This is a genomic window from Streptomyces sp. NPDC056061, assembly GCF_042266885.1.
GTDB lineage: Bacteria > Actinomycetota > Actinomycetes > Streptomycetales > Streptomycetaceae > Streptomyces.
Genome location: NZ_JBHJWQ010000030.1, coordinates 65,780 through 77,698, shown reverse-complemented (window position 1 = coordinate 77,698; position 11,919 = coordinate 65,780). Strand labels below are relative to the sequence as shown.

The window sequence follows — 11,919 nt, the reverse complement described above, 5'->3', positions numbered from 1 at the left end:
TTACGCCATCCGATGGCTCACCCAACACCTCAACCCACCCCGCCGAAAACGCTCACACCCGCGAGTCGTCAAACGCAAGGTCCTGAAATGGGCCGTGAAACGCTCCCACCACGCACACTGGCCCCAGCCCGAACACGGCCCTCACGTCACCATCCGAGTCACTAACTGAACTGTATTGGGCCTAGCCCGCTGAATGCAAGGGAGCACACAGATGGACGATCACGGGGACGACTTCGGTCCATGGGGGTGGGAGGAGGACGGCAACGCCATCCAGCGGACCGAGGACGAATGGCTCACCATCGCTCGATACGTCCGGCACGCGGCCAACAAGCTCGGGCCGGAACTCCCGCTGTGCCTCCCTGGTGAACCGCAGGAATGCGGGCGGACGGCTCAACAGCACGTGATTGCTTGGGCCGCTCACCTCAAGGCGGTCTCCCATCACCTGGTCGAACAGGCAACGCCGAGCGAGGCCAGGGGCGCACACGCCGTCGGGCCGATGTATCAGCGACGTCTCGCTGATCTACGCGCGTCCACTTCTGCGCCACACTGACCGACCGCACAGCCATACCGGCCCCGTCCGCGTGCTGCCCCGTGGCACACGCGGGCGGGGCTACTGCGCGTCCTGGCGCTCGGCCTCGCTGCGGTCGCGCACGTAAGTGCCTCGCTGCGGCACGGTGTAGACGTACCCGAGTTCCCGAAGATGCCGCACCGCGCGACGGGCGGTGTCCCGCGCCACGCCCCATCGCTGGATCAGAGAGGACTCCGAGGGGATCGGGCGGTCTACGGCGAGGGTGCCCGACTTGATATCCCGGATGATCTCCGCCGCGATCTGCTGGTAGGGCGGTGTCGGGGCTTCGTAGTCAATGCTCGGGCTCATGGAAGAAGCGTAGACAACCGGACACGCTGAGGAGCGTTTCTATACGTGGCTAGACGCACGCGATTCTTGACGCGTTTCGGTTCCGGCACCGTGACGAACAGCAGCGCGGCGCCCGGCGCCCGCACGAGCGCCTCGGGATCGCCCGGGGCGTCCTCGTCGGAGAACGGGGAACCGAGCACCCGGGACCAGAAGCCGCCGAGCTCGTAGGCGTCGGCGCAGTCGATCGTGAGGTGACGTACGTGTGAGGTCATGGGCGGTACTCTCGCCGCCCCGGCCGCCGCGGTCCATCGGATTCGCAGATGCGGACGGGCGCCGCGCGGGTGCACCCGCGCGGCGGACCTCACCGCGCGCGGTTCAGAGGTTGTCCCCCCAACCGCTCTGGACCATCGTCTGGAACGCCCACCGGCCGTTCCGCCGGATCAGGATGTCGGCGTACCGCAGGTGCTGCGTGTGGCCCTGCGCGGTCATGGCCGAGTCCGAGAAGACCACGGCCATCGCGGAGGAGACGAAGACGGGGGTCCGAGTGGACTCGAACGAGATGTCCTCGTCTCCCTCGCCCATCACCCGCGTCATCGTCGCGACGAACCGCTCGCGGTCCCACTGCGCCGAACGGCCGTCGCCCGCCGCGTCGTCGCTCACGAGATTGAGGGGGAACACCGCCATGTCCGCCATGCGCTCGACGTCGCGCCGGGCGCTGCACGCGTCGTACTCCGCGAACCAGGCGGCCAGGCTCGCGCGGTCCTCGGCCGTCGGGACGTATCCGGTGTCGGGCAGGTGGGTCACGCGGGCTCCTCGTGCTCTCTTCGTTCGTACTCATCAAATTTGACTACAGGGAAAGATATGCCCCTCGGGGCGAGTAGTCAAACTTGATGAGTATGGGCGGTGCCCGGATCCGCGCGACGGACACGGGGCGGGGTGGGGTGGGGCGGGCATCGCCCCGCCCCACCCGGTCCGCCGGAACGTCACCTCACCGGGGTGAAGTCCCGCGCCCCGATGAACTCCGGACGCCGGGCCGGCGCCGCGAACGGCTCCTGCGCGGCGTTCTCCACGCTGTTGAAGACGATGAAGACGTTGCTGCGCGGGTACGGGGTGATGTTGTCGCCCGAACCGTGCATGCAGTTGCAGTCGAACCAGGTCGCCGAACCCGCCCCGCCCGTGAAGAGCTTGATGCCGTGTCGGTCGGCCAGCCCGCTCAGCGCCTCGTCGGACGGCGTGCCCGCGTCCTGCATCCGCAGGGACTGCTTGTAGTTGTCCTCCGGGGTCGCGCCGGCGCAGCCGAGGAACGACGTGTGCGAACCGGGCATGATCATCAGCCCGCCGTTGGTGTCGTGGTTCTCGGTCAGCGCGATCGATACGGACACCGCCCGCATGTGCGGCAGCCCGTCCTCGGCGTGCCAGGTCTCGAAGTCCGAGTGCCAGTAGAAGCCCGAGGCGCCGAAGCCCGGCTTCACATTGATCCGCGACTGGTGGACGTACACGTCCGAACCGAGGATCTGACGGGCCCGGCCCACCACCCGCTCGTCGGAGACCAGGCGGGCGAAGACCTCGCTGATCCGGTGGACCTCGAAGACCGACCGGACCTTCTGCGACGCCGGCTCGATGATCGAGCGCTCGTCGGCCCGCACCATCGGATCGGCGATCAGCCAGTCCAGTTCGGCCCGGTGGACGGCCACCTCGTCGGGGGTGATCAGCTGGTCGACGGTGAGGAAGCCGTCGCGCTCGAAGCCCTGGAGGTCCTGCGGTGCGATCGGACCGGGGGCACCGGGCTCGGACCAGACGACCGGGTCCCGGCGGGGGGTGATGACCTCGGCCGTGCCGCGCGTGGGGTAGAGGTCGAGGCGTGCGTCGGTCGCCATGGCTCAGCCCTCCTCGGTCAGCAGAGGGTAGACACCGTTCTCGTCGTGCTCCTCGCGGCCGGTGACCGGGGGGTTGAAGACGCAGACGCAGCGGAAATCGGTCTTGGGTCGCATGGTGTGGCGCTCATGGCCGTCCAGCAGGTACATCGTGCCGGGGGTGATCCAGTGCTTCTCCCCGGTCTCGTCGTTGGTGAGTTCGGCCTCGCCCTCGACGCACAGGACGGCCTCGATGTGGTTCGCGTACCACATCGACGTCTCGGTTCCCGCGTACATCGTGGTCTCGTGGAGGGAGAAGCCCACCTTCTCCCCGGCGAGCACGATGCGCTTGCTCTCCCAGGTTCCGGAAGCGGCCTTCACGTGGCGGTCGGTGTTCTCGATGTCGCTGAAGGATCGGACGATCACGGTGGGTGGGTTGCCTTTCTCTCTGCGGTGATTCTGTTCGCCCCGCGCCGGCCGGGTCGAGCCGGGGCGGGGCCGGGCCGGCGCGGGACGGGGAGGTGCGCGAGGCCCCGGGGAATGTCAGGCGGTCTCGCGGACCGCACGGGCCAGCGTGCGCAGGCCCTCGTCCAGTTCCTCGGGGGTGACGGTCAACGGGGGCAGCAGCTTCACGACCTCGCTCTGCGGGCCGGAGGTCTCCACCAGGAGGCCCAGTTCGAAGGCGCGGGCGCACACCGCGGCTGCACGCGACGCGTCGGTGAACTCCACGCCCCAGACCAGGCCGCGGCCCCGGTACTGCGCCCCGAGCCGGATGTGTTCGTCGCAGATCGCGAGGAGCGCCTGCTCGACCTGCTCGCCCCGGGCCAGGGTCTGCCTCTCCATCTGGCCGTCCGCCCAGTAGGCGTCCAGCGCGGCGGCGGCCGTGACGAACGCCGGGTTGTTGCCGCGGAAGGTGCCGTTGTGCTCGCCCGGTCCCCAGATGTCCAGCTCCGGCCGGAACAGGCAGAGCGACATGGGCAGTCCGTAACCGCTGATCGACTTGGACAGGGTGACGATGTCGGGCGTGATGCCGGCCTCCTCGAACGAGAAGAACGCCCCGGTACGGCCGCAGCCCATCTGGATGTCGTCGACGATCAGCAGCATGTCGCGGCGACGGCACAGATCGGCCAGCGCCCGCAGCCATTCGGGGCGCGCCACGTTGATGCCGCCCTCGCCCTGGACCGTCTCGACGATCACGGCGGCGGGCTGGTTGAGACCGGACCCCTGGTCGGCCAGGAGCCGTTCGAACCAGAGGAAGTCGGGCACCCGGCCGTCGAGGTAGTTGTCGAACGGCATCGGTGTGCCGTGCACCAGCGGGATTCCGGCCCCGGCCCGCTTGAAGGCGTTGCCGGTGACGGCCAGCGAGCCCAGCGACATGCCGTGGAAGGCATTGGTGAACGAGACGATCGACTCGCGCCCCTTCACCTTGCGGGCCAGCTTCAGCGCCGCCTCGACCGCGTTGGTGCCGGTCGGGCCGGGGAACATCACCTTGTACGGGAGGTCGCGCGGGCGCAGCACGTTGTTCTGGAAGGACTCCAGGAAGGCGCGTTTCGCGGTGGTGGCCATGTCGAGGCCATGGGTGATGCCGTCGTGTTCGATGTAGTCGAGCAGCGCGCGTTTCAGCACCGGGTTGTTGTGGCCGTAGTTGAGGGACCCCGCGCCGGCGAAGAAGTCGAGGTAGGTGTGGCCGTCCTCGTCGGTGAGGCGGGCGCCCTGCGCACGGTCGAACACGGCGGGCCAGCCGCGGCAGTAGCTCCGAACCTCCGACTCCAGGGTCTCGAAGACACTCAGCGCGGGCGGGGTGATGGTCACAGGGTCTCCTGCTCGAAGGGGGTGGCGTGGTGCGTGCGGGTGGAACGGGCGGGCCGGTCCGGGGCTCGGGGCCGACCGGGACATCCGGTCGGGGCGTCCGGGCCGGAGCGGGATGCCGGTCGGGGTGAAGGACCGGTGGTCCCGCGCGGGGCCGGACGAGGAGGGGCCCGGGTACGGGCCGACCGGGCGGGTGGCCCTGTCGGGCGGGTCGGCCGATCAGGCGGGGAACGGGCCCATGCGGTAGAGGACTTCGGGCAGATGCGTGCCCTCCGGGAACAGCTCGCCCTCGAAGAGCACCTCGCGTTCCAGGGCGACGGCGTGACGCCGGGCGTAGGAGGTGAACAGCCGGTCCGACGCGGTGTTGTCCGGGGTGATGGTCGTCTCGACCGATGCGAGCCCCCGCTCCTCGGCGACCCGCGAGGTCAGTGCGTCCAGCAGTCTTCCGGCCAGCCCGGACCCCCGGTGGTCGCGGTCGACGGCCACCTGCCAGACGACCAGGGTCCGGGGGCGGTCCGGCCGGAGGTATCCCGTCACGAAGGCGACGGGCTCCCCGGTGCCGTCGCGGGCGACCACGGAGGTGGCCGCGAAGTCACGGCACCACAGCAGGTAGCTGTACGAGGAGTTGAGGTCCAGGACCTCGGAGTCGCGGGCGATGCGCCAGATCGCGGCCCCGTCCTCCACTCGTGGGGTGTCGATGGTGATGAATTCGCTTCGGGCACGTGCAAAATCTGCTGGTGCGGCGGTCATGCAAATTGAATTTACCCAGCAAATCCTTAAATTGCATCGACGTGAGGGGTTGGGTGGAGTTCCTTTCTGTGTTATCACGCGAGTGCGTGCACCGGCGCGACCGGCCGCCGATATCACCCATTTTGGTGGGCCTTTATCCGGCATGACGGTCGCGATGTGGAGTCGGTCACAAGGTCATAACTCTCGGATCACGCAACGGAATTGTGTGGATGGAACCGATGTGGGGGCGATTCGGATCGGGGTGTTTAGGGTCCGGGAAAGCGGGCAGAAGAATGCGGGGAGCTGCTCAGGATCGAGCAGCTCCCCGCATTTATGGAATATCGCCGGACGGTGCGGATTTATTCGCTCGGCCAGGTTTCCGAAACGGCCTTCCGGGCAGATTCGAGGTCGACCTGCCGGCCCGTGTCGGCCAGCGCCGCCCCCAGAGCCGCGAGCGAGGACTGCACCGCGCCCCGCGTCGCATCCACACCGTAGTGATTGACCCGGATCATTTCCTTGGACAGCGCGCCCCCGCCCGCGATCAGCGGCAGCGAGGGGTCGGCCGCCAGTGCCCGCGCGACCAGCTCCGCCGCGTCGGCCCCCTCGGGCGCACGCAGCGTGGTCGCGACCGGTGCCGCGTCCTTCGCCTCGTGGACGTACGGCGACAGACCGCCGCCGAGTGCCACCGCGCCCGCACGCGTGGCCGCGGCGGCCGAGGCGTGCCGGGCCATCAGCACGTCCAGGCCCTCGTTCTCGATCCGCTCCACGCACGCCTCCAGGGCCAGCATCTCCAACTGGGCGGGGGCGTGCAGCAGTGCCTTGCGGCCACCGTCGATCCAGCGCTCCTTCCAGTCCAGGAGCGAGAGGTACGAGCGGCGCGGAGCCTGCGGGTTGGCGGCGATCCGCTCCCAGGCCCGCTCGCTCACCGACACCGCCGACACCCCGGCCGGGCCGCCCATCGCCTTCTGCGCGCCGATCACGCACAGGTCGACGCCCCACGCGTCCGGCAGCAGCGGCTCGGCGCCCACGGACGCGACGGCGTCCAGCATGAACAGCGCCCCGTGCGCCCGGACCACCTCGCCGATCGCGGCGACCGGGTTGGTGTTGCCGGTCGCCGCCTCCGCGTGCACCAGGGAGACGAAGTCGATCTCCGGGTGCTCGTCCAGCGCCCGTGCCACCTGGTCGGCGGTGACCGCCGTGTGGAACGGGACCGCCAGGTCGACGACCTCGGCGCCGCAGTCCCGCAGCCAGTTCCCGAAGGTCTGCCCGTACGGCCCGGTGACGACGTTCAGCGCGGTCGAGCCGGGCCGGGCGCCGCCCCGGATGCAGCCTTCGAGCGGGAGCAGCGCCTCGCCCTGCGTGATGACGACGTCCTGCTCGGTGGCGAGGAGGCCGGCCACCCGCTGTTCGATGGCCGCGAAGCGGGCGGCGGTGAGCGGGGCGAGGTCGAGGAACGGATGCGTCACGGTGGTGCTCTCTTCGGATCGGGGACCGGCCGCGGTGGCGCCGCGGAACGGACGGGGCTCGGTCCGAAGCGTACCGAGCGCGCCGGAGGGGGCCTCGTACAGTGCTGCCCATGAGCGATCACAGGGCACCGCGGGTGCTGCACGTGAAGGGGCGGGTGCTCGTCGGACCCGACGAGGTCCGGGACGAACTCTGGGCCGTGGACGGGCGGATCTCGTACGAACGGCCCGCCGGGGCCGACGAGGCGCCGACCGTCACCGGCTGGGCGCTGCCGGGGCTGGTCGACGCCCACTGCCATGTCGGGCTCGATCTCCACGGCGCCGTCGACGCCGCGACCAGCGAGAAGCAGGCCGTCGACGACCGGGAGGCGGGGGCGCTGCTGCTGCGGGACGCGGGCTCGCCCGCCGACACCCGGTGGATCGACGACCGTGAGGACCTGCCGAAGATCATCCGGGCCGGACGCCACATCGCCCGGCCCCGTCGGTACACCCGGAACTACGCCCACGAGATCGAGCCGGACGACCTCGTCGCGTACGTCGCCCGGGAGGCGTGCCGCGGCGACGGCTGGGTCAAGCTCGTCGGCGACTGGATCGACCGGGAGGTGGGGGACCTGTCCGCCTGCTGGCCGCGCGACGCGGTCGGGGCGGCCATCGCCGAGGCGCACCGGCTGGGGGCCCGGGTGACCGCGCACTGCTTCGCCGAGGACTCGCTGCGCGACCTCGTCGAGGCCGGGATCGACTGCATCGAGCACGCCACCGGGCTCACCGAGGACACGATCCCGCTCTTCGCCGAGCGCGGTGTGGCGATCGTCCCCACCCTGGTCAACATCGCCACGTTCCCCTCGCTCGCCGAGGGCGGCGAGGCCAAGTACCCCCGCTGGTCGGCCCATATGCGGCGGCTGCACGAGCGCCGGTACGACACGGTGCGAGCGGCGTACGACGCCGGTGTCCCGGTCTTCGTCGGCACCGACGCGGGCGGGGTGCTCGCCCATGGTCTGGTGGCGGACGAGGTCGTGGAGCTGGTGAAGGCGGGCATCCCGGCCCTGGACGCGCTGTCCGCGACCACCTGGGGGGCGCGCGAGTGGCTCGGCCGGCCGTCGCTGGAGGAGGGCGCCCCGGCGGATCTGGTGGTGTACGACGAGGATCCGCGGGCCGACGTGCGGGTGCTGGCGGCTCCCCGCCGCGTCGTGCTGAACGGACGGGTGATCGGCTGAGGGCCGTCCCGAGGGCCGTCCCGAGGGCCGGACGCGGCCGGGGTGCGGGCGTCTCCGTCCCGGCTGCCGCCGGCCGGTTCCGGTCGCCCCGGGCGCGACCGGTCGCCTCAGGCCGTCTCCCGCTGTCCCCGGTGCTGTCCCCTGCTGTCTCCGGCCGGAGCGGCGGAAGGGGACGCGGTACCCCTTCGCGGATTCGCCGGGGTGCGCAGTGTTGACCGGCGGTTGCCTCGATGCCGCCCTCATCGTTGGAACACTTCGGCGCACGTCCCGGTGCCGTCAACCTTTGCGCCGTCGGCGCTCGGTGGATCGGGTGACTTTCGGGAACGGACGTACCGAGATAATCGAATACAGGCGCGGAAACCTCCCTTTAGAGTGAACTCGCCGCAGGTGTCTGTCAGTTCACCCTTCGTGCGCAAAGCTTTCGGGGTCGAGGTCGCCGGTGCCCGCGATGTCCCCCATTGGGCGGCACCGGTGACTCCATGTCTCTTGTGGGGGTTCCACCATTTTGAACAGCAACACCTTCCGCCTGGCAGCTCTGGCGGTCGCCGCCGCGCCGGTCGCCCTGCTGGCCACCGTCCCGGCGCAGGCAGCGGCCGCGGCCGCCACGACCACCGGCGACGGGAAGGCGGGCGCGGTCGTGCTCCGTACCGCACTCGACGTCTCGCTCCTGAACAAGACGATCGATGTGCCGCTCAAGGCCACGCTCAACGAGGTGAAGGCGCCGGCCGACGCCAAGGAGACCGCACTGAGCGTGCGGCTCGACGGGGTGGAGGACGGTCGGCCGGTCAGCGTGCTCAGCGCCGACGTGGCGACCGCGACCGCGACCGCCGACAAGCACCGGGCCGAGGGCTACAGCAATGTGGCGAAGGCCCGGGTCCATGTGCCGGGGCTGCCCGGCCTGCCGCTGATCGAGGTCGAGAAGGTCACGTCCAGGGCGGTCTGCGAGGCGGGCAGGAAGCCGGTCGCCGAGTCGAACGTCCTGGGACACGTCACGGTCCTGGGCAAGCGGATCGATCTCACCGCGGCCGGAAGCACGCACATCGAGGTGCCCGCGTTGGGCGAGGTCACCCTCGACCTGTCCAGGACGCACACCACCTCGCGCACCGCGGCGGCGACCGCGCTGAGCCTGAAGGTCTCCGTCAACCCGCTCAAGCTGAACGTCGCCGATGTGCGGGGCGAGGTCACTCTCGTCGAGGCGACCTGCGAGACCCCCAGCGGCACCGGGGGCGGTGGGGACGACGGCGGTGCGAGCAACGGCGGCTCGGGCAACGGCGGTTCGGGCAACGGCGGTTCGGGCAACGGCGGTTCGAGCGGCGGCTCGGACACCGGGGGCTCCGGCAATGGCGGCTCCGGCAATGGCGGTGCCGACGGTGGTGGTTCGAGCGACGGCGGGTCCAGCACCGGTTCCGGCAACGGCACCACCGGAGGCGACGTGAAGACCCAGACCGGCACGGGCCGGGGCCCGGCCGACGGCTCGAACCTGGCGGAGACGGGCGGCAGCTCCGCGACCCCGTACCTGGCGGGCGGCGCGGCCGTCCTGCTCGGGGCGGGCGCGGGGGCGACGGTCCTGGCCAGGCGCCGCGCCCGCGGCTGACCGCCCTCGGGCCCACGCGCCCTGCCGCCGTCCGGGTCCGGAGCGGCGAGTGAATTCCGGGGCGGCGGGTGAATGAGGCGGGGAGCGGCGTCTCCAGGACGGGACGTCGCTCCCCGTGTGCCGTTCCCGGGCGTGGGTGCCGTTCCCCGTGTGCCGTTCCCGGCTCACGCCTTCCCGCGCGCCGGGTCGCGCCGACGGTGTGCGACGGCGGTCAGCGCGACACGGCCGTCAGCGACTGCAACGCCTGGTCGAGGGCCTGGAGGAAGCGGTTGGTCGTCGTGCGGTCGCGCACCGCCAGCCGCAGCCACTGCGGTCCGAGCCCGGGGAAGGTGTCCCCGCGGCGCGCCGCGAACCCCAGCATCCGCAACCTCTCCCGTACCTCCGCCGCCCGCTCCAGGCGCACCAGCACGAACGGTCCCTCGGCCGGCTCCGCCACCCGCACCTCGGCGAACTCCCGCAGCCCCGCGACCAGATGGAACCGGTCCACGGCGATCCGTTCCGCCGCGCCGGCCGCCTCGGCCAGCGCCCGCGACTCCATGCACGCCTCGGCCGCGGCCAGCGCCGGGGCCGACACCGGCCACAACGGCTGCGCCTCCTCCAGCGCCCGGATCGTCTCGGGGGCGGCCAGCACGTAGCCGATGCGCAGCCCCGCGAGCCCCCAGGTCTTGGTGAGGCTGCGCAGCACCACGAGCCCCGGCACATCCGTCCGCCCGCACAGCGCCTCGCGTTCGCCCGGCACCGCGTCCATGAACGCCTCGTCGACGACCAGCGTCCGCCCGGGACGGGCAAGTTCCTCCAGCACGGCCGCCGGGTGCAGGACCGATGTGGGGTTGGTCGGATTGCCGACCACCACCAGATCCGCGTGCTCGGGCACCGCCGCCGGGTCGAGCCGGAATCCGTCCTCGGCCCGCAGCAGCACCCGGCCGACCTCGTGCCCGGCCGCGCGCAGCGCCGCCTCCGGCTCGGTGAACTGCGGGTGGACCACGACCGGACGGCGGGCCGGAAGGGCCCGTGCGATCAGCACGAACGCTTCCGCGGCCCCCGCCGTCAGCAGGACCCGCTCGGGCGGCAGCCCGTGCCGGGCCGCGACCGCCGCCCGCGCGGCCAGCCCGTCCGGGTAGGCGGCGAGCGAGCCCAGCGACGCGGCGATCCGTTCCCGCAGCCAGGGCGGGGGAGTGTTCGCTCGTACGTTGACGGCGAGATCGGTCAGATCTCGGCCCCGTCCCTGTACCTCCGCGTCACCGTGGTGCCGCAGATCGTGCGTGCCCGCGCCTGTCGCGTCGGGACCTTCCGTGGGAGTGTGCATGACCGCCGTGGGGGTGGGATGGCCGTCGTCATCGGGGCGCAGGTGCGGCCGCTCGTGGCAGCCCCACCGTGTCCTCGAAGCCCGGCAGCGCGATTCGGTGGACGCATGAGTCGCAGTTCATCCGTAAATCGCCCTCGTCCGCCTCCCGGTGGCGCTTCATGACCAGGCCGTACAGCTTTCCGGCCGCACCGACGACCTCGGTCGGACGGATGTCCGGCTCGGGTCGGACGGCGGCCCGCACCGCGGCCCGGTGACGGCACCGGTCCGGCAGGACGCCGCTGAGGAGGAAGCACGGCAGAACGACTATGCGCCGGGCACCCGGTTTCACGCAACGGTCGGGACCGGACCCGCCTGCCCGGCGCACCACCGCGCAGGTGGCCATCGCCGCCCGTCCCTCGGGTGCCGACTTCCGCTTCCGCACGAGAAGTTCGCCCCCGGCGGCGAGTGCTGCGGCCTCCGCGACGGAGGGCGTGCCGACGGCGGCGAGCGCCGTGCCGGACGGGCTGGGCACCTCGACGCGGGCGAGTTCACCGGCCGGGTACGACCGCAGCGGAACGCCGAGCCGCGCGGCCGCGGCGGCGACGCCCGGTTCGTCGGCCTTGGTGTCGAGCGTCGCCAGTTCCGCGACGCTCAGGTGCGAGAGTCCGGCCTCGCGCACGGTGTGCCGGACCAGCCCGACGATCTCGTCGGCGGGCACGCCCCTGGACGCACCGACCCCGACCGTGAGTGACGCCGGCCGCACCACCGCCGTCCGTTCCCCGAGCGGCACGACCCGGTCAGTGACACGCAGCACCGCCGCGCCCCGCGCACCAGGCGTGACACCGGGCGGCAACGGCCACGCGGGGTCCGCCCGCAGCTCCACCCGCTCCCCGTCCCGCACCGCACGCCACACGCCGGCCACATCGCCCTCCAGCGGGAGGTACGGCGTCCGGGGGCCGGGCCAGGACGCCATGGCGGCACCGATCGCTTCGGACACGGGACGGGATCCTTTCGGGAACGGTCTGCGGACGGACGGACGGACGGACGGACGGGCGGGCGGGAGGAGGGCGGAACGCGGGGTGCGCCGGGGACGCGCACCGGTGCCGCGACGGGGCG

At 71.7% G+C, this 11,919-nt stretch carries 12 protein-coding genes and 1 pseudogene; 3 read left to right on the top strand and 10 right to left on the bottom strand.

The features are described 5' to 3' along the window. The first annotated feature begins 211 nt into the window (after window positions 1–211). On the top strand, window positions 212–550 hold the full coding sequence (locus ACFC79_RS31600; RefSeq protein ID WP_335935997.1) for a hypothetical protein: 339 nt from the start codon (window positions 212–214) through the stop codon (window positions 548–550). A gap of 60 nt (window positions 551–610) precedes the next feature. On the opposite strand, the gene ACFC79_RS31595 is transcribed toward ACFC79_RS31600, so the two are convergent. The 8 genes and pseudogenes from ACFC79_RS31595 to ACFC79_RS31560 all read right to left on the bottom strand — a co-directional run bounded on the left by ACFC79_RS31595 (window position 611) and on the right by ACFC79_RS31560 (window position 6,713). Continuing rightward, entirely contained in the window at window positions 611–877 is a 267-nt protein-coding gene (locus tag ACFC79_RS31595; RefSeq protein WP_376247264.1) for a GntR family transcriptional regulator, read from the bottom strand. Between the two features lie 50 nt (window positions 878–927). Next, window positions 928–1,128: pseudogene (locus ACFC79_RS31590) on the bottom strand (VOC family protein); the annotation flags it as partial. A 103-nt stretch (window positions 1,129–1,231) separates the two neighbouring features. Next, window positions 1,232–1,660 (bottom strand): nuclear transport factor 2 family protein, encoded by a 429-nt coding sequence (locus tag ACFC79_RS31585; protein ID WP_376247262.1) that lies wholly within the window; start codon window positions 1,658–1,660, stop codon window positions 1,232–1,234. A gap of 179 nt (window positions 1,661–1,839) precedes the next feature. Further along, window positions 1,840–2,733: an ectoine hydroxylase gene (gene thpD, locus ACFC79_RS31580; protein WP_376247259.1), complete on the bottom strand. Its 894-nt coding sequence runs from the start codon at window positions 2,731–2,733 to the stop codon at window positions 1,840–1,842. 3 nt (window positions 2,734–2,736) lie between these two features. Continuing rightward, the gene (locus ACFC79_RS31575) at window positions 2,737–3,135 is read right to left on the bottom strand and encodes an ectoine synthase (RefSeq protein ID WP_376247256.1); all 399 of its coding nucleotides are present in this window, start codon (window positions 3,133–3,135) and stop codon (window positions 2,737–2,739) included. A 117-nt stretch (window positions 3,136–3,252) separates the two neighbouring features. Further along, entirely contained in the window at window positions 3,253–4,521 is a 1,269-nt protein-coding gene (ectB, locus tag ACFC79_RS31570) for a diaminobutyrate--2-oxoglutarate transaminase (protein ID WP_376247253.1), read from the bottom strand. A 216-nt stretch (window positions 4,522–4,737) separates the two neighbouring features. Further along, a complete protein-coding gene (gene ectA, locus ACFC79_RS31565; RefSeq protein ID WP_376247251.1) occupies window positions 4,738–5,268 on the bottom strand; it encodes a diaminobutyrate acetyltransferase in 531 nt (176 codons plus the stop codon). Window positions 5,269–5,606: 338 nt separating this feature from the next. Further along, window positions 5,607–6,713 (bottom strand): pyridoxal-phosphate-dependent aminotransferase family protein, encoded by a 1,107-nt coding sequence (locus ACFC79_RS31560; RefSeq protein WP_376247249.1) that lies wholly within the window; start codon window positions 6,711–6,713, stop codon window positions 5,607–5,609. Window positions 6,714–6,823: 110 nt separating this feature from the next. On the opposite strand from ACFC79_RS31560, the gene ACFC79_RS31555 reads away from it, so the two are divergent. Together ACFC79_RS31555 and ACFC79_RS31550 are read left to right on the top strand one after the other, a co-directional pair. After that, the gene (locus tag ACFC79_RS31555; RefSeq protein WP_376247246.1) at window positions 6,824–7,924 is read left to right on the top strand and encodes an amidohydrolase family protein; all 1,101 of its coding nucleotides are present in this window, start codon (window positions 6,824–6,826) and stop codon (window positions 7,922–7,924) included. Window positions 7,925–8,429: 505 nt separating this feature from the next. Continuing rightward, a complete protein-coding gene (locus ACFC79_RS31550; RefSeq protein ID WP_376247243.1) occupies window positions 8,430–9,518 on the top strand; it encodes an SCO1860 family LAETG-anchored protein in 1,089 nt (362 codons plus the stop codon). A 211-nt stretch (window positions 9,519–9,729) separates the two neighbouring features. Here the strand turns inward: ACFC79_RS31550 and cobC are convergent, their stop codons facing one another. Continuing rightward, window positions 9,730–10,824, bottom strand: a complete 1,095-nt coding sequence (gene cobC / locus ACFC79_RS31545) for an Rv2231c family pyridoxal phosphate-dependent protein CobC (protein ID WP_376247240.1) — start codon at window positions 10,822–10,824, stop codon at window positions 9,730–9,732. Between the two features lie 28 nt (window positions 10,825–10,852). After that, window positions 10,853–11,800, bottom strand: a complete 948-nt coding sequence (locus ACFC79_RS31540; RefSeq protein WP_376247238.1) for a cobalamin biosynthesis protein — start codon at window positions 11,798–11,800, stop codon at window positions 10,853–10,855. Window positions 11,801–11,919 lie beyond the last annotated feature (119 nt).